Source organism: Castellaniella hirudinis, from assembly GCF_047468865.1.
Classification (GTDB): Bacteria; Pseudomonadota; Gammaproteobacteria; order Burkholderiales; family Burkholderiaceae_B; genus Castellaniella; species Castellaniella hirudinis_A.
The window spans coordinates 145704-162164 of the sequence record NZ_JBLGTV010000003.1 but is presented as its reverse complement, the minus strand read 5'-3'; the positions used below and the strand labels follow the sequence as shown (position 1 = coordinate 162164).

Annotated in this window: 23 protein-coding genes and 1 tRNA gene; 4 read left to right on the top strand and 20 right to left on the bottom strand. The window is 58.3% G+C overall.

The window, feature by feature from the left end:
* Positions 1–58 precede the first annotated feature (58 nt).
* The 12 genes from ACMHYJ_RS06245 to ACMHYJ_RS06190 form a co-directional block, all read right to left on the bottom strand.
* Complete coding sequence (locus ACMHYJ_RS06245) at positions 59–361, bottom strand: hypothetical protein (protein WP_414245340.1); 303 nt, start codon at positions 359–361, stop codon at positions 59–61.
* Positions 362–616: 255 nt separating this feature from the next.
* A complete protein-coding gene (locus tag ACMHYJ_RS06240; protein WP_414245339.1) occupies positions 617–1060 on the bottom strand; it encodes a DUF6362 family protein in 444 nt (147 codons plus the stop codon).
* On the bottom strand, positions 1014–1478 hold the full coding sequence (locus tag ACMHYJ_RS06235) for a crossover junction endodeoxyribonuclease RuvC (RefSeq protein ID WP_414245338.1): 465 nt from the start codon (positions 1476–1478) through the stop codon (positions 1014–1016). The genes ACMHYJ_RS06240 and ACMHYJ_RS06235 overlap by 47 nt, the downstream gene beginning before the upstream one ends.
* Before the next feature lie 132 nt (positions 1479–1610).
* Positions 1611–3875 carry a phage/plasmid primase, P4 family gene (locus ACMHYJ_RS06230; RefSeq protein ID WP_414245337.1) on the bottom strand — a complete coding sequence of 755 codons (2265 nt, stop codon included), beginning with the start codon at positions 3873–3875 and terminating at the stop codon, positions 1611–1613.
* Positions 3859–4107, bottom strand: coding sequence for a helix-turn-helix domain-containing protein (locus ACMHYJ_RS06225; RefSeq protein ID WP_414245336.1), 249 nt, complete (start codon positions 4105–4107; stop codon positions 3859–3861). The genes ACMHYJ_RS06230 and ACMHYJ_RS06225 overlap by 17 nt, the downstream gene beginning before the upstream one ends.
* Positions 4104–4838: a hypothetical protein gene (locus ACMHYJ_RS06220; RefSeq protein ID WP_414245335.1), complete on the bottom strand. Its 735-nt coding sequence runs from the start codon at positions 4836–4838 to the stop codon at positions 4104–4106. The genes ACMHYJ_RS06225 and ACMHYJ_RS06220 overlap by 4 nt, the downstream gene beginning before the upstream one ends.
* Positions 4838–5317 carry a DUF6511 domain-containing protein gene (locus ACMHYJ_RS06215; RefSeq protein WP_414245334.1) on the bottom strand — a complete coding sequence of 160 codons (480 nt, stop codon included), beginning with the start codon at positions 5315–5317 and terminating at the stop codon, positions 4838–4840. Before ACMHYJ_RS06215 ends, ACMHYJ_RS06220 begins: the two co-directional genes overlap by 1 nt.
* A gap of 10 nt (positions 5318–5327) precedes the next feature.
* Positions 5328–5984: a hypothetical protein gene (locus ACMHYJ_RS06210; protein ID WP_414245333.1), complete on the bottom strand. Its 657-nt coding sequence runs from the start codon at positions 5982–5984 to the stop codon at positions 5328–5330.
* Between the two features lie 6 nt (positions 5985–5990).
* A complete protein-coding gene (locus ACMHYJ_RS06205; RefSeq protein ID WP_414245332.1) occupies positions 5991–6818 on the bottom strand; it encodes an ATP-binding protein in 828 nt (275 codons plus the stop codon).
* Complete coding sequence (locus ACMHYJ_RS06200) at positions 6818–7573, bottom strand: Bro-N domain-containing protein (RefSeq protein ID WP_414245331.1); 756 nt, start codon at positions 7571–7573, stop codon at positions 6818–6820. The genes ACMHYJ_RS06205 and ACMHYJ_RS06200 overlap by 1 nt, the downstream gene beginning before the upstream one ends.
* A 2-nt stretch (positions 7574–7575) precedes the next feature.
* Positions 7576–8052 carry a hypothetical protein gene (locus ACMHYJ_RS06195; protein WP_414245330.1) on the bottom strand — a complete coding sequence of 159 codons (477 nt, stop codon included), beginning with the start codon at positions 8050–8052 and terminating at the stop codon, positions 7576–7578.
* Positions 8053–8063: 11 nt separating this feature from the next.
* Positions 8064–8327: a helix-turn-helix transcriptional regulator gene (locus tag ACMHYJ_RS06190; protein WP_414245329.1), complete on the bottom strand. Its 264-nt coding sequence runs from the start codon at positions 8325–8327 to the stop codon at positions 8064–8066.
* Between ACMHYJ_RS06190 and ACMHYJ_RS06185 the strand changes: the two genes are divergently transcribed.
* Entirely contained in the window at positions 8326–8472 is a 147-nt protein-coding gene (locus ACMHYJ_RS06185) for a hypothetical protein (protein WP_414245328.1), read from the top strand. The genes ACMHYJ_RS06190 and ACMHYJ_RS06185 overlap by 2 nt on opposite strands.
* A gap of 130 nt (positions 8473–8602) precedes the next feature.
* On the opposite strand, the gene ACMHYJ_RS06180 is transcribed toward ACMHYJ_RS06185, so the two are convergent.
* The 4 genes from ACMHYJ_RS06180 to ACMHYJ_RS06165 are packed head-to-tail and all read right to left on the bottom strand — an operon-like array spanning position 8603 to position 11415.
* Positions 8603–9112, bottom strand: a complete 510-nt coding sequence (locus ACMHYJ_RS06180) for a DUF6998 domain-containing protein (protein ID WP_414245327.1) — start codon at positions 9110–9112, stop codon at positions 8603–8605.
* Positions 9099–9563 (bottom strand): hypothetical protein, encoded by a 465-nt coding sequence (locus ACMHYJ_RS06175; RefSeq protein ID WP_414245326.1) that lies wholly within the window; start codon positions 9561–9563, stop codon positions 9099–9101. Before ACMHYJ_RS06175 ends, ACMHYJ_RS06180 begins: the two co-directional genes overlap by 14 nt.
* The gene (locus ACMHYJ_RS06170; RefSeq protein ID WP_414245325.1) at positions 9560–10942 is read right to left on the bottom strand and encodes a recombinase family protein; all 1383 of its coding nucleotides are present in this window, start codon (positions 10940–10942) and stop codon (positions 9560–9562) included. Before ACMHYJ_RS06170 ends, ACMHYJ_RS06175 begins: the two co-directional genes overlap by 4 nt.
* On the bottom strand, positions 10939–11415 hold the full coding sequence (locus ACMHYJ_RS06165; protein ID WP_414245324.1) for a DUF2924 domain-containing protein: 477 nt from the start codon (positions 11413–11415) through the stop codon (positions 10939–10941). Before ACMHYJ_RS06165 ends, ACMHYJ_RS06170 begins: the two co-directional genes overlap by 4 nt.
* Positions 11416–11719: 304 nt before the next feature.
* Here ACMHYJ_RS06165 and ACMHYJ_RS06160 point away from each other — a divergent pair, with 304 nt between their 5' ends.
* Positions 11720–12145, top strand: coding sequence for a hypothetical protein (locus ACMHYJ_RS06160; protein ID WP_414245323.1), 426 nt, complete (start codon positions 11720–11722; stop codon positions 12143–12145).
* A gap of 18 nt (positions 12146–12163) precedes the next feature.
* Here the strand turns inward: ACMHYJ_RS06160 and ACMHYJ_RS06155 are convergent, their stop codons facing one another.
* Both ACMHYJ_RS06155 and ACMHYJ_RS06150 read right to left on the bottom strand, forming a co-directional pair.
* Positions 12164–13021, bottom strand: coding sequence for an ImmA/IrrE family metallo-endopeptidase (locus ACMHYJ_RS06155; RefSeq protein ID WP_414245322.1), 858 nt, complete (start codon positions 13019–13021; stop codon positions 12164–12166).
* Entirely contained in the window at positions 13018–13371 is a 354-nt protein-coding gene (locus ACMHYJ_RS06150; RefSeq protein ID WP_414245321.1) for a helix-turn-helix domain-containing protein, read from the bottom strand. Before ACMHYJ_RS06150 ends, ACMHYJ_RS06155 begins: the two co-directional genes overlap by 4 nt.
* A 210-nt stretch (positions 13372–13581) precedes the next feature.
* Between ACMHYJ_RS06150 and ACMHYJ_RS06145 the strand changes: the two genes are divergently transcribed.
* On the top strand, positions 13582–14829 hold the full coding sequence (locus ACMHYJ_RS06145; RefSeq protein ID WP_414245320.1) for a hypothetical protein: 1248 nt from the start codon (positions 13582–13584) through the stop codon (positions 14827–14829).
* 295 nt (positions 14830–15124) lie between these two features.
* On the top strand, positions 15125–15811 hold the full coding sequence (locus tag ACMHYJ_RS06140) for a hypothetical protein (RefSeq protein ID WP_414245319.1): 687 nt from the start codon (positions 15125–15127) through the stop codon (positions 15809–15811).
* Between the two features lie 15 nt (positions 15812–15826).
* On the opposite strand, the gene ACMHYJ_RS06135 is transcribed toward ACMHYJ_RS06140, so the two are convergent.
* Both ACMHYJ_RS06135 and ACMHYJ_RS06130 read right to left on the bottom strand, forming a co-directional pair.
* Complete coding sequence (locus tag ACMHYJ_RS06135) at positions 15827–16042, bottom strand: hypothetical protein (RefSeq protein WP_414245318.1); 216 nt, start codon at positions 16040–16042, stop codon at positions 15827–15829.
* A 296-nt stretch (positions 16043–16338) separates the two neighbouring features.
* A tRNA-Ala gene (locus ACMHYJ_RS06130) sits at positions 16339–16414 on the bottom strand.
* Positions 16415–16461 lie beyond the last annotated feature (47 nt).

The following is a 16461-nucleotide window of genomic DNA, read 5'->3' as shown; positions in this document are numbered from 1 at the left end:
AAACCCACCGAGACAGTGTCTGGGTGGGTGCGATGTGGGGAGTTGGTATAGATCTGCGCTACGGCGCTTGATCTGCCAGTTGCTGGATGCAGCCCGCGAGAATTTGATGTACCTCGCTTGTCTGATTGTGCAATGCCGTCATGCTGGCATGCATGGCTGTGAGATCGAGCGCGGATTCGATTTCGTCGGTCGGGATCATGGTGTAGGTTTCAAGGGTCTGCATCATCCGCAATACCCTGGCACTCGCTGCGGCCAAGATGACTTCGGGTGGGGCATCAGGGTTTAGCATCAACGCCGGAACATGGTCTACGCCAGCAGGGATATCGGCGTTATCGTCAGGGCATTGGATATAGTGCGGCATGGTCACTGGCTTGATCTCTTGGTGTCGAGTTTTAACCAGTATGGCATTGACCGTGAAAAAGCCAAGTCGTGTGGAATAGTGCCGCCGCACTTGAATTTGGACTTCTGAACAGTGCGAGTGACGCGGTTTCCTTGCCACCCGCAATTCTGTCCAGAAGATAGCTGAAATTCTACGCAAAAAACCCGAAAGTGTTTCGCTGCCAGATTGCCGTATAAATACTCATAATCGCGCAGAGAGTGCGGCATCTACTGCGCTTCACGCACAATTCCGATTTTGTTCGTTGAGATTGTTTGCGATGATCATCAACGCCGCCTGCCATTTGCGCCATGCTGTGGTTCGGCTGTATCCGGTGCGTTTGCAGATGACCGACCAGACAGTGCCCCGGGCACGCATCCACACGAGATGACGGGCAGCAGGTTCGAGCCACTGCACCCAGCGCATAGTCTCCAGCATCTGATCGATGGCGGCAGGCGACGGTGGAAAGTGACGCTCGGGTGGATCGTCTGCGGCGAGCGCCTCCCAGGCGGTGCGAACGATGGTTGGCCACACGCTGAAGTGTCCTTGCACCCGTACTGCAGGCAGGCGCCTCGCGGTATCGGCGGCCTGCTCAAGGAGCAGCGCAACCTGTTCTACGGTCCATTGATCTGCCACATCAGCCCTCCTGTGTGGCAAGTGCCCAGTGCAGAATGGCCAGCGCATCGGCTTCGTTGTCGTCTGCCGGATCAAAGCCCCACGACCGGGTGGCGGCAATGACCGCTGCCTTGCCTGCATTGCCTTTGCCGGTGGCGTGTTTTTTGATGGTGCCCACCGGCACACCCGCATAGGCGATGTTGTGGTGTTCGCACCAGGCAGTTAAGTGGGCCAGAAACCCACCGTAGGCGTGGGCGGCGTCCACTCCGGCATGCCGCCGGACTTCCTCGAAGTAGATCGCGTGGATAGCATCGGCTGTTTGCAGCAGTTCGGATAACCAGCGGCGAAATCGCAGGTAGCGCATGCCACCGCCCTCAAAGCGTTGCAGGCGAAACGACTCGGTGCCACTGGTGGTCGTGCCGTCTGGCAGGCGCAGTGCCCAGCCGGTGGTAGTGCCCAAATCCAGGGCGAGGATTGTAGTGATCATGGTCGTGTCCTTGTGTTGCCTGACGCAGATGACACAGTTCCCGGTTAACCCACTTACGTGCGTGTATACGCGCAGGCGTAGCGAGTAAATCAGTAGCAGCGTCAGCTGCGTCAGACCGATGTGTCTGGCTCGTCAGTTATCGGCATAGGGGGTGTACGCGGGTGCTGGCGGGTACTTCAGGCCAATACCCTGAAAGCCACGAATGCCATTGGGGTTGCGCCACTTCTGGATGCCCTTGGCGATCAGCTGCTCGGAGAACCTGCGCTGGGAGCCGACAAACTCACCAGCGTCATCGGCCCAGCGCTTCCAGTCGGAAAATAGTTCAGCGGTGAGCGATTTTTCACTGACCGCAAGCGCACACCTTTCATCCAGCCAACGACCCATGGCATCCTCGGCTTCGAAGTATTCATCCGTGGCCTGAACGACCACCGCCGGGGGCTTTAATCCCTCTCGTTGCCAGGCTAGGCACCCGGCCACGGCCCAGGCAAGAATGCCGTCGCGCTCGGCAAGCAGCTTTTCGGTCAACTGGCCATCACGCCGATCCGGGGGCACCGTGACCGTGAACGGGATCAGGTGCAGGCGACGACGCATGGCCTCATCGACGTTGCGAATGGAAGGCTTGTGGTTGCCCGCGATGACGAGCTTGAATTGCGGCGTGTACTCGAAAAAATCCTGGCGCATGAACCGTGCCGAGATCTTGTCGCCACCCGTGATGGCTTTGACCTTAGACTCGTTCCAGCGACGCCCCTGTTCGGTCTCGATGGATGACACGAACCGTGCGCCACGAAGGCCTGCCAGATCGGTCGGGTGGCGATCCCCTCGGGTATCCATGAAGGTGTCCATGGCTGCATTGGCTGCGTAATCACCGAGAATCGTGGAAATTACGTTCACAAAGACGGACTTGCCATTGGCACCGGTGCCGTACAAAAAGAACAGTGCGTGTGCTGATGTGGCTCCCGTCAAGCAGTAGCCCACGATCCGCTGCAGATAGTCCTGAAGGTCTCGATTAGCACCGGTAACATCGTCCAGAAATGACCGCCAAAGGGGTGCGTCGCCCTTCGGGGTGGCTGTCGTAATCTTGGTCATGCGCTCGGCTCGGTCGTGCGCTTGAATGCATCCGGTGCGCAAGTTCACCATGCCGCCTGGCGTATTTAAAAGCCAGAGGTCAGAATCCCATTCGTTGGCCGTCGCGGCGTGACGTCGGTCGGTGCGAGCCAGCGCTTCCACGCCGCCCACGGTGCCGCTGGCAGCCAGTTTCGCGGCGAGGCGGTGTGAGCTGGCTGCTGTGGCGGCGTCCCGGCAAACCGCCCGGATGAGGTGCCTGACCAAGAGTGTGTCGTCTGCCTGCCAGCGTCGGGCATCCCACACCAGCCACTTGCCCCAGGCGGCGACATAGCACCAGTCCTCGGCGTAGGTTTCTGTGAAAGCCAAGGCCAGCGCATCGTCGGTGGCCCAGACACTGGCCTCTTGCGTAGGCGTAGAGGTCATGGGCTTCATGTTCATGCGTGGCCCATTGGCGATGAAGCCTGCCACATCGAACCCTTCAGCCAGTGCGTCAGCCGCATCCCAGCCATCGGGCTGATCATCAGGGGGCAAGAGCACATCACACGAGGTGGCACCGGCTGACAGTGCCGCCTGGGCGGCTGCCGTGGCGTACTCCCAGCCCGGTTTATCGCGGTCGGGCCAAATCACCACAGCTTTGCCCGCCAGCGGAGTCCAGTCAGTTTTCTCGACCGGAGCCTTGGCTCCGTTCATGGCGGTGGTGGCCACAAACTCGGAATCGATCAAGGCCTGAGCGCATTTTTCACCCTCGACCAGGATCAGATGATCTGCGGCCAGCAGCCCTGGCTGGTTGTAGAGTGGCCTCGGATCTGGGGCCATCATCTTGCGCCGCACGGTATCCCAGGGACGAAACTCCTTCTTGCGCCCGGGCGGGTCGTAGCGGTAGACCACGGCGATCAGCCTGCCATCTGCGTCTTGATAATCCCACTTGGCTGTGACCGGCCCCAAGTCATCCGTCGGTGGCTCACGCCGTGCTGGCGTGGTCGGACTCACTGGGATGTGACCCGCAAGGTCTGCTGCAAGGCTTAATACCGCCCCGAAATCGACACTGGCGTTGACTCCGGCCTGCAGGGCAATGAGATCGAAAATATCGCCGCCATCTCCCGTGGCCCGATCTGTCCACAGGCCTGCCTTTTCGCCCGCGAGTACGACCTCCAGGCTTTCACCCTCGGAGCCGAAGGTGTCCCCAATACAAAATCGCCCTTGACGGATTTTTCCAGCAGGGAACAGCGTGCCCAGCACAGATTCCAGGCGAGCCATCAAATCGCTGTGAATGGCGTTTCGATCCAGTGGTTGAACTGCCTCGGGTGCCACAGCATCATTGAAGTCCAGCATCGCGGCCCTCCGGGACGTTGGCGGTGCCGACCTGCTGGCTGGCCATCCAGGCTTCGAGTTCCTGTAACTTGAAGCGCAGCAGCTTGCCCACCCGATAGTGGGGGATGCCGCGAGCACGGCGTTCCTTGACGTGGGTGAGCCAGTACAGCGGCAGGTTCAGGCAGTGCGAGGCTTCCTGTGCATCGATGAACCGTTCACGCAGCAGTTGGTTTACAAAGAAGGGATCTGTCATGGCTTGCTCCAGCACCGGTCCTGCCAGGGGCACATCCGGCATTCAAAATGGGTGGGGTCGTGGAAGGCGCGTGGCAGCTGTTCGCCCGCTTCGGTGGCCGAAATCACCTTCACGGCACGGTCCGACATCTTTTGCGCAAGCGCCGCATCAAATGGCACGGCCTCGGTATAAATCTCCATCGTGTCGGCGTTGATCGCGGTGAAGATCGCCGGGTTTGCGTGCAGATCCAGATACGCCTGGTAGACGGCGACCTGGGCGGCATACACAGGTTTGGAGATGGCCAGACCTTTTTTGACCAGATCTGTCCATGACTTATTGCCCAAGGCCTTGTTCTCCCAGAGGGCTGGGTACGCAAAGCCTTCAGGCCCGCCCACGAGGACACCGTCGCAATGACCGCGCATACGACCGCCCGCGACCGCGAAACCGAACTGCTGGCCGTCCTTACCCTCGGTTTTGAGGACGAAACCAGCCAGCCGCAGCCAGCGGATCATCATGTCTTCCATGACGTGACCGCGCTCGAAAATACGCAGGATGCGCCCCGAAAATCCCCGACCGTGATCGACTGAGGCGTGGGCGTACTCGTACTGCAAGGCGCGTTCGCAGACCACGCCAAGGCGCGATGCGCCCAGATAATCCCGAGCAGGCGTGGCCACATCTTTGGCTTCGAGTGCTGCGTCGACCAAGGCCTGGAGCCGTTCGGAGAGCGTGGCTGAAGAATTAAAGTCCAACATCACTGGCCCTCCGTCCACGGTAAATCGTCAGTCATGCCCGCGAAAGGGTTGTCATCCAGCGGATCAGCAGCCGGGGCAATGCCGCGCACCGGTGGGTACTTGCTGGCCGCATGGTGTGCTGCCATCGCAGCTGCCCAGCCACCGACGATGGCCTCAATCACCTGCAGGGCTTCGGCCTCTGAATACGACCCCAAGGGTCGATCAAAACCGATGGCTGACGCCGCCTGACCAAAGGGTTTGAGGCACTCGCGCATGGCGGCACGTTCCATCTCAGTGACGTTTTCCATCATCACCTCCTTGGGATTTACCGAGCCGTCCTGCACCCTCAGCCAGTTGCCGTAGAGTCCATGAAAAATGTCCTGACAGCGCTTTGAGCAGAACACCCAATCGATGGGGTAGCGCCTGGACTCGCCTGGCGCAAACCTGCCATCCGCGTGACCGTAGCCACGCGTAGACCGTGAACAAATCCAACATTTCACGCCACCTCCCTTATTGCGCCCAGGTGGGCCTGCCAGTGGAAGGCGCTGGTGCCGGTGTCGAGGTCACGGTCGTCGCTGGAGCCTGTGTCACGGCAGGCGCAGGCGTGGCCGTTGCAACTTGGCCGCTGGGGGCCGCCTTGGCGGGCACGCCCATCACTTTGGCGTACTGTGGGTGATCGGGTTCGATGACCGTGTGAATGACGTTTTTATCGTCGCCCCGGCCATCTTTTTCGATGTCGATTCGGGCAAGAAACTCGATGCCGTCCAGATCCTGAAAACCCTGAATGCGGCGGGCAGCGGCGGCCTGCGGACTGTTGTCCTTGGGGTGAATGTTGCGAGCGGAGTTCAGTGCTGCTCGAATAAAGGATCGGCCCATTTGGCCCCAGGTCGGCCCTTTGCGCGAGTGCAGACCAATCAATGACCAGACCTTGCGTTTGGCGAATTCCCCTGCGAGCACAACGAATTCGCAGGAGAGGTAAACCGACCCGGTTTCAAACGTCTCACTGGCATAGCCCCCGGTCCAGCCCTGGGCGGGATCGTCGTAACCACCTGGACGGATGGTCATGCGTACCGGCACGATGGTGCCTTTGGGAATCAGATCAAAGGCACCAGACTGGCCTTCGGCGTCGTTGAAATCATTCCAGCTGGTGGTATTGTTGGTCGTCATGGCGGATTACTCCTGGATTTCAGTAGATTGGGCAGGCAGGGCGGTGCCGGTGCATTTGGTGATCAAGGCACCGAGGTCAGGCGGCTCAAGTAGATCCAGGTGGCCGGATCGGTCTTTGGCGGGTAGACCGTAGGGGTTGACCGTTTGGCAGACGAAGGCCCGATAGGAGGACCCGTCCTCGGCCTTGATTTCGGCCAAGGTGATGACTTCGTCGACGATGCCGGGAAGCTCGCTTGCGGTCTTGCTGCCTTCGATCTGCGGCACGAAAATGCGGCGGTTGAAGTCATCTGTGCGTTCGTCCAGAATGGCCACGAACACCACGTTTTTGCCTCGGGCGTGCTGCAGGTGCGTGAGTGCGGTGATCATCTCCTGGCCAAGCAAGCCATACGCGCCCCTGCTGTCAGGCTTACCGGTGCGTTCGGAGAATGCCTGCGGCTGGGTCTTGGCCCAGACCATGGTCAGACGCGAGAGCACGGTCAGGCTGTCGACGAAATACGTGGTGTATTTGGCAAGTTGCGCCGGGTCGCCAAATCGTTCGCAGACCGCTGCGTAGTGGGCTTCGGAAAAGGCCGCATCGGCGGGCAGTGCCTTATTTGGCCCAGCCAGAAACACGACCAGATCCCGAAACTCGGGCCAGGTTGCAGGGCGCACGCAGTCGCCTCGCCAGTCCTTGACCGCCAGGTCGCCCGCCTCGAGATCGACGAATAAGGTGGAGCCTTCCGGCAAGGTTTTGAGTAGCGTGGTTTTGCCGATTCCAGCTTTGCCAAACAGCGCAATTTTTGCGCCGGAATGCTCTGCAATGCGTTGGTCAGCGCTAATGATGGGAAGTGCCATTACGCCACCTCCACAAACAGACCCGCGACCGCCGGGTTCCAGAGAATCTGGTATCCAGAATGGCCGTTGCGGGAGTACGGCATGGCTTCGGCCCATTCTTGGCCGTAGTCAGTCAACTCCCATTCATCACGGTCATTGCGAAATTGCAGATCGTTGGCCGCGAGCAGCTGGTTGGTGGCTTTGGCCGATTTGCCGATCAGCTTGCCCAACTGCGTGGCGTTTAATGCGCAGATCGGCTCGTCGTTCGCGGGCAGCGCACGGCGCAGAGTTTCAACGGTGAGGCCGGTGTTTTCCGAGATGCAGGTCAAGGTCGCCGCCATCGCGATACCCTGTTTGACCCCAGGCACTTTGGCCACGGCCTCGCCTACGAGCAGCAAGGCCTGGACTTGGTCTTGGGTGGGAGTGGGCAGTGCGGCAAACGATCCCGGTGCTGCATAGTGACCGGTCTGCCGAATGGCGGGCAGCACGTCGTGAGTGATCCAGCGTTTGAAGCGTTTGGCGGCTGCCTTGCGGCTGCCGAGCACCAGGCTGTAGAGCCCAGGCTCGTTGATGACGGTCATATCTTGACTGCCACCAGGGGTCGGAATTGAATTCCGGTCCTTTTCGTCCTCATCGAGGCGTGCGACAGCCTTATGAGTTTCGGGCAATTCCAATGCTGCACACACGTCTGCGGCGACGAACCATGGGTTACCAGCATCATCCAATCGGATGCGAACATTGTGATTTTCGAAGGCAAAGGGCATGATTGCGGACATGGTCAGTCCTCCCCGGAGGTCAAGGTGAAGGTGGGTTTTCCGGCTTCGACAGTGCGGGCGGGGGTGAATTGATCGCGCAGGGTGGGAGGCCAGGCGTTGTAGCGAGACTCGGAGACAGACAATTTCACGTCGATGAAGTCCTCGACGGTGTCCCCTGCGGCTGTGATGCGGCGGGCGATTTCGGCCAGTTTTTCCTGATCCCAGCGCACGCGCTTGGGCAATTCCGCCTTGATGGCCACGTCGCCATCGGTGAGGTGGGCGGTGCCGAAATCGCGGCCTGTGGCGGCAAGGGCGGTCTGGGCCTGCTCGCCGTAGCGTTTGGTGAGTGCCGCATCGACCTGGGATTTGGCTTTTTTCAGCATGGCGATCTCGTAATCCACGCCAAGGATCAGCTCCTGCAGGCGGTGGACATCGAGCCGGGTGAGATCGGTCTGGAGTAGCCGGATCAGATCAGCGGGCAGAATTGTGATGTCGTGCATGTCGATCCCCCTTAGCCCACACGCTCGGAGGTCGAGCGGTGCAAGATGCGCTGCTCGAATTCCAGAATGGTTTCGATGGGGTAGGACACGCGCCGGGAGAGCTTCAGATACCGAGGGCCGGACCCTTCGCTGCGCCAGCGTTGCAGCGTCTTGGGACTCAGGCCCCAGCGTTGCGCGAGTTCGTTTTCGTTGAGGACCCGGCGGTCCCCGGGCGAGAGGTGGGTGGTGTCTGACGGCGGCGGATTGCTGCCGAATGTGGGTGCTTGATAAGGCATGAATGACTCCCATGAAGTCGTTGAGGAATGGGTGTCATTTCAAATTTTTGGCGGGGAAATCACGATGGACGCAGCGGGGAAAAAACGCGAAACTTCGTTTTCCCTGCTGGTGTCGGCCCAGCCGCAGAGGTCACCTGGCTGTTGACGGGGCGTGTTCGGTGAGCAGAATCGTACGGGCGCACGCGACTCGACTGACCGTGTGGGAGGTCAGTTTCAGATCGCGATGGAAACCGCTAGAGGAAGGTGTGGGTGATGTTTTCCCTGGCGGGAAAAGACTACTGCGCTGACTTCAGTGTGGTGCCTTGTCCGGAAAGCAGTTCTCGAAGGTCCGTGACTTCCGGATGATTGAGAAGGCTGGCCCAAGCGTGCAGCAGATGCCCATTTTGATGGGCGCTGGGCTTTGAGAGGTCTTTTGCAGCCTGAAATGGAATGCGGAAGGCCGAGAGGACGGCCCAGTTTTCATCGAAAATCACAGCAACCAGAACGTCAAACGGTTCTGTATCCAGATCACGGAGCACACCGAGCTTCCGAGACTTGTTCGTCGCGGAGGTTCTGCGGCCTTTAATCTGATATCGCAGGCCGTCGGCGTCAGTAGCATCGTAGCCCTTCATGGAGTTGGGACAGAGTTGCAAATTCAGGCGGTCTGCCACAAGCCATTCCGTGTAGTCCCCGACGATATTATTTCGTGTACGAAGCACACCACGTTGTTGCATTTCTTGAAGGATTGCGGAATGGAGCTTCAGCAGTTCCTCAGTCGGGCATTGGGTAACGTCAATCGTCGACATTTGCGTATAAAGCACTCTGCTGCTCCATCCAGTTTCGTGGCCAGTCTTGGCCTCGACCTCGTAACGATTGTAGATTTAAATGTCGAGCCTGCTGGCCAGCAAGGATTGATTCGATGATATCAGGCGCTAAAAGTGTCAGGCGCAATACCTCAGCGACCCACCCAGGTTCAAGCCCCTGTGATCTGGCAAGCTCGGCTATGGTGTGGTATTTGCCACTTTCCAGTTGGCGTAGCCAGTAAAAGGCTTTGCCCAGGGTTTTAATCATGGGGGCGTCCAGGCCACCTGCAGCCAGCGCAGAACTGGATCCGGAAGGTGGGGTGAGTACCTTGCGGTTCTGACGGCGTCGAATTGCCAGCGGTACCGCTGTGACCCGATGCTGATCTTGGATATAATTCCGGGATGCGCCACTGGCAGTGATGCGTACTGCCTGCAAGCGAGGGTTGGTGATCATGCCGCAGCCTCCTGCGCCATCTCATCAATGAGTGGATGATCGGTGACTCCGTTTGCAAAGCCCGCCCCAGCGTCCTCGCTCCAATGGATGTCGAGGCCTTGATCGTGAAGCTGCACCCGGTCAATCAGCAGGCGTACGATGCGCTGCTGCTCAGCGGGGAAAAGCTGATCCCATACGTACCCAATGTTCTTCATGGCGAGCACGACCTGCGCTTCGTCGATGGGCTGCGCGGTTTGCCGCTGTGCTGACTGCCAGACGGCGACCAGCATCTCGGGTGTCTGCAAGGCCAAATGGACCTGCTCCAACACTGCGATTTCAAGATCGGCGGCAGGCAAAGGTCCAAGATCAGAGGCGGCTGGATTGGCGGTTGCGCCCGCATGACGTTTTTTGTGCTGGTACGGGACGTAGTATCTGTACATCCGACCGTTTTTCTTGCGTGTGAAGGTGGGCAGCATGCGCTGACCATCGGCTGCAAATAGGATTCCGGCAAGCAGTGCAGGGTGAGTGCTGTAATGCTCGCGTGGCCCTGTCTTGCGGCTATCAATGACAGCATGCGCCGCGTCCCATAACGGTTGAGGCACAACAGCCTGATGCTGGCCGGGGTATGCCTTGCCCTTGTGCGTGATTTCACCCAGAAAAAGTCGATTGCGGATCAGCTTGAAGATGTACTGCTGATCAATGTAGCGTCCCGGTCGGTGCTTGCCTGCCTGCGTAGTCCAGACTTTGGTGGTGTGGCCTTCGATAGCTAATTCCCTCACCAGGCGGGCGGCAGACCCGTGTTCGGCGTACCGGCGGAAGATGTCACGCACGAGGTCTGCCTCGCGTTCGTTCACGACGAGCTTGCGGTCAACAACGTCGTAACCCAGCGGGGGCATGCCGCCCATCCACATGCCCTTGGCTTTGCTGGCGGCGATCTTGTCGCGGATCCGTTCGCCAGTGACTTCACGTTCGAATTGTGCAAAAGACAGCAGAATATTGAGCGTCAGTCGCCCCATGCTGGTGGTGGTATTGAACTGCTGAGTGACCGACACAAAGGACACGCCAGTGCGGTCGAACACATCCACCAGGCGGGCAAAGTCTGAGAGGCTACGTGTCAGGCGGTCGATTTTGTAGACCACGATGATGTCGATTTGGCCTGCCTCCACCTGTCGCATCAAGCGCTGAAGGCCGGGGCGTTCCATGTTGCCGCCTGAGTAGCCGCCATCGTCAAACGTGTCGTCCAAGGCCACCCACCCCTCGTGGCGTTGGCTGGTGATGTAGGCCAGGCCCGCATCGCGCTGGGCCTCCAGGCTGTTGTACTCCTGACCCAGCCCTTCATCCGTGGATTTGCGCGTGTACACAGCGCAGCGTTTTTTGATGACCATGGTGGAGGTGTTCATTGCGTCGCCTCTTTATTGCGACTGGTGGGTTTGAGGCCAAAGAAGGCGGGGCCAGACCAGTTGGTGCCGGTAATCGTCCGTGCGACCGCCGAGAGGCTTTTGAAACGCTGACCGTGATATTCAAAGCTGCGAACCCCGCAGACCGTCACACGGTGCTCCACGTCATCGTAGATTCGGGTGAACACGGTGCCAGGCAGCAACTGGTCAGCGTCACGCTGCAGGCGGCTGGGCAACAGACCTGTTTCACCGATCTTTTCGAGCTTGCGCCGGGTGGAGGGTTTCAGGCCACCGAAAGCCAGTTCCTGGATTTTGTACGCCAGACGGGACTCTAACCATAATCGGTGATGGTGGCCGGGTCGGTCTTTGAAATGCTCGTCCCATAGCGCCCAAAGGGCCTCCATCGGGAGTTGGGGAAGGGCTGCAATCCTGGCTGCTACCGATGCTTGCTGCGTCGCTTGTGCCTGTGTCGTCATGGCTGAACTCCGTTCTGGTCGCCGGGGTTCGTAGTAACGCTCTGTGGTGGGCAGAAGCCAAGGCAAACCAAGTCTGTGTCCGTAGATGGCTGATTTTGGCCTTGCGCCAAGAGGCGCAGCACGCCGAAGGCAAGGGCGTCGGCGATTTCCTGTTGCGTGTGCCGGGGCGTGGCAGATTGAGTACTGGTATTAGATGAGTTTGATTTCGACATAGACGGTTGTCCGGATATAGGGAACTCAATCTATGCTACGGTGTGCCGTTACTTGCTGTAATATGTTTGGTAGTGCTCGGAAGAGGATGATCATGAAGCGGCTCATCGTGTTGTCGGCTCTGGCGTTGTTCCAAGTAACCGCCGTGGCACAAACCCAGTGCAGTCCAGATGGCAATGGAGGGTATTCCTGTTTTAACTATGGCAGCGGTACTTTTTCCGATGTATCACCGACGGGAAATGGCGGATATAGCGTCTATGACTATGGCACCGGCAGCTATACCGATGTCACCCCGAAGGCCGGTGGCGGCTATCAGACGTACGATTATGGATCTGGATCGTATGGCGATGCCACGCCGCGCTCTGGTGGTGGTTACAACACTTATGACTACGGTACTGGGACATTTGGCGAGGTGACGCCGAATGGTCGAGGTGGTTATGACACCTATGACTACGGTACAGGTAGCTTTGGGTCCATTGAGTCCACGAATGACGGCGGTTTCAGCGTTGATAATTACTGATAGGTGGGGAAGGCGCCTTTACCAGCGCGGTTCGGCACCTTCGAAAAACAGCAAAGTGAGCACTCGATCCCGATCCGGGTGGCTGTGTTTACACTCACGCAGTTTCATGTAGGGTGCTTCTGTTGAGCACCAGAGGTGTGCCGGGATGGTTTCGCCTTCCCAATGCTGCATGGTCAGTTCGTCGCTGGCCACCGTGTTGAGATATCGGTCGGCAGCTACGGTGCCCACTCGATGAGTGAGGCGAGTCCCGGTGCGCACGGCCTTGTCACTGCGCCAATGGTATTTCATGAACCCGCTGTCCCAGTGAATCAGGATCGCGCGCTGAGTGGTGTATTTGATGAATCGCAGGCACATGGCCTCGAGGGACACGCCAAACTCTGTGGCGGCTTCGCTCAGGTGGTGGAAGTTGAGGTCTGTGCGATCCAGGATGGTTTTGACTTGATCGCCAGGCATCAATAAGTTGGCTGCGAAGTCATCGGCCTCACGTTCGATATCTCGAGCGCCGTCTAGGCTGGCGTAAACGTCCTCTTTGCTGCAATTAAAGGTCGATTGCAGATGGCGGTGCAAAACGAGGTGCCCAAATTCGTGAGCGACGGTGAACCGCTGGCGTTCTCGGCTGGCGTGACTGTTATAGAGGATGCCCCAGCGGGAGGCGTCGGCTGAATCGCGCATAAGAGCGCCTTCGAACTCCCTGTCGGTGGTGGGCAACGGTGCCACGATCTCGCTGATGCCTTTGCCATGTGTAGTCTGCGGCAGGATGTTGCGCAACTCTTCAAGATCAATTCGTGCCAGGTGAGGATCGCCGTGAAATGCCCGGATCACCTTGATCAAGTCACTCGCTGCACGAAACGGTGTCAGGGTGCTCGCGTCGGTCATTGGTCTTGGTCTTTAGCCGTGTCCTGTACCGCAAACAGCAGATTGGCCATCTCCTTGATCTGCCGCTTTTGAGCCTCGGTCCTGCCGACGTAGTTGCGAAAGAACACGACGTCATCTGGACTGGCCTGTGGCACCCCCTCAGGCGATTCGCCCATGAGGTCTGGCAGCGTGACGTGAAGGACTTTGGCAATGGCGTTCAGGCGCTCCGCTGTTGGGCGGGGGCCTTCGCGCATTTCCAACTCCCATATGTAGGCTTTTGTGCAGCCAACGTCATCAGCAACTTGTTGCAAGGTCAGGCCTCTGGCCTGACGGAACTTCCGCAGTCGCTGACCGAACGCGGTAGTACCCATGGCTCTCTCCTGTCAGTAGTTCACATTAACTCAACCCGGAAGTATAGCAAGTAAGTACATGAACGGGACAGGATTACTTTCCTGTTTGACATAATGGCTGGAAAAGATACAATTGTTCTTACTGGCTTTACATCCAAGTGAATTTGTTGGTTGAAATAACAATCTGGATTGCCAAAGCCGCCTTGAACCCTCGCCTGCAGGAGCTGTTCCGTGAAGCACAATCATGATGTAGTTTTGCTGAGTCTCCCTCCCGACGCCACAATGCGTAAGTTCCTGGCCGACAGGTCTGTGCCACTGCCTGCCGGACTGGATTGGAGTGACGCCGACACGGCTCCCGCTGCTGTAGTGACAGCAGTGAATTCCTGGACAGATACAGCGGCCAGGGATGCCTTGTTGGCGGACCTCTCGCGTGTGGCGGCACTTTCACATCCTGCAGGTCGTGAGGCCGCCTATGAGGCGGCTACGCTGACCAACGTGGCGGTAATGGTGCAGCTCACGTCAAAGTACAGTGACCTGCATCGAGCATTCTGGCTGTATGTCCATCACCGAGGTCTCTTTGATCAGGCCATGGACTTGCTGTATTTCGATGGCTACGAGCCCCGTGCTTATAGGCATGACCTGGGTATCAAGGTGATGCCTGATCTCGGTCCTGCTGCGTTGGATGCCTTTCGAGTAGCTGTGGGGGATTACTACCGAGAGAAACAGGGCAATGGTGAGTTTGGGGTGGCGTATGGGATGGTGCGCAGCTCCGGCAATGTGCTCGTGACTTTGCATCTCAAAGACCTGCCCATGTTGAGGGTAGAGTTTGTAGGGCCGACCCTCAAGCAACGCGTTGGCAATCCGGAATTTGTTCCGGCCATCGAGTATTGCCCGAGGACGGGGGTGACACAGAGTATCGTCACCGGCGGTGTTCAGTATCAGAAGGCTTTTCTGACAGCGTTCGCCAAACATATCCTTCACTGTGATCATATCGATCCTCAACGACTGCGCCCACCTCATTTGGATCTGTCGTCCTTGCGTCTGGGTTTCAATGTGCCAGAGGTTTACGCGGACGGTTTCGTTTCGGCACGAGTGAAGTCGATCACGCTACAGGATGTGCAGGGCAAGATGAAGATTGCTGCCAGCGCCATGGGGCGAAGCGATGATGAAAGCATTACCGATCTGTTGCGGGGCAATCCTGCGACATCAGGTCTCCTGGGGAGTGACTGGACCGTGACCGCCGCTCAGGTTGATCTGTACTATCCGCCGGAGCCTAGCAAGATTCGGCGCAAGGCCGTCAAAATCGAAGTAACACATCGAGGCCGTCTCAATCTGCACAAGTACGATGAGTCGTTGAAGCAGCAGTTGGAGAGCTACTTGGTGCTGGCAGGCATCTTGGATGAAGGGCAAACTCTGACTGCCAACGTCGTGAGGGACGGGCAGGATGATCCTATTGGTGCAGATGAAGATCTGACCTGAGGCTGTCGTCGTGTCGGTTCATGACTCCTGGGCTCTGGTTTGTCGCCTGTTCGAGTGTGGGCAACCTGTCCGATCTGCTTTGTTGTCTCAAGCAGATCGGGTAGCGCTTAGCACCCTGGGCAAGGCGGTCGGGCGCGCGGTTGCTGGCCACGGTATGGTTCTGTGTCCCTATTGCGGTGAGCATAGTATTTCGGTGCTCGGTTCTGCGGCAGGGAGCGTAGGCCGTTGTCCGGGATGCGGAATCGTGGAGGTGGGTGCCCACGACTTCGACGCGTGGGTGATTAATGATGTCTGGATGCAGCAATCACTGAGGCTCGCGCTAGGCATACAGAGCCGTGACGGGGTCGATCAGTTGGCCGATGGTGTGTGGCGTATCGGTGATGTACGGCAGAGTCCGGTTGTTCTCTCCAGGGATCTCATGCGTGTGTGGAAGACCCCGGGCCTGCTGGAGCGTGTGCGTGTTGCAGGTGGCGTCACACGTTTGATCACGCCAACTGCATACGATGTCCAAGGGCTGCCTTTTGGTGGCAGCGTGCAGTGGCTGCCGTTACAGGAGCGATTTATTCTGTACGGGGATGGGATATCGGCCATTGGCCAGCCCGAAGGTTCGCCAATGACCCCTTCTGTGGATGTGGCGGTATCAGTAGATCCCACCTTGCCGGTTTGTGGGCCATTCTCGGAAGATTTTCGATGGGTGACTGTGCCCGAGATCCTGGAGGCTCCGATCCGACTGACACCGATGCAGGCGGCGGTGTTCAGGGCGCTCTGGCAGTTGAAAGGGCAACCCGTGCCTGCCTTGCGAGTGATGCGGGCGGCTGGTAGTGGAAGTGCTAAGCCTGGGGATCTGTTCAAACATCCGAACCATGAACAGGCTCGTCGAGTGTTCGGTGTTCTGGTGGAAGTCAACAACAGAGAAGGGCTGTACGCTATGCAGTGTGCGAGGCCTGGGTATGCGGACGCGGCGCAGTCCCCACATGCTTGATGCTGAAGCGTTGGCCTATGTCAGAGCCTCAGTCGTATTCAGAAGTCCGGCGATCTGCCTGGTGGCGTGGGTCATCGTGTCGGCCACGGATTCATCAGCCTTGTGGCATAGACCCAAAATAATCCGTAGTGCTGCTGTTTGACTAGATGGGTCTTGAAGCCCGATCTCTGCATGAGAAGCAATGGCGCGAAGGGTGGTGTCGTACTCATCAAGAGCAACAAGAAGGGGCATGGCGGGTTTCCGATGGCGTGATGATCGTGATCTTATCTTTTGCCTGGGCAGGAGATAAGACGAACTGCGATATTTTTGTCACGCCTATCTTGTTGATCCAGCAACCCTTTTGCCTGTGCTATTGGCGATGGGTTCGCGATATTTTTCTGAGAAACAGAGAGGGAAAGAGGGCCGAACCGCCAGAAATGACAACAGCGGCTAGATCTCCGTGGCACACGCACAACCGCGAGAGTGGCAGGCCACGCGGGGATCCACCAAAACAAAACGCCCGACAGAGACCTGTCAGGCGTATGTTTTGGTGGAGACGAGGAGGATCGAACTCCCGACCTTCGCATTGCGAACGCGACGCTCTCCCAGCTGAGCTACGTCCCCGAAAGACAGCAATTCTAGCACAGGAAACCACAAATAGGCCACGACCC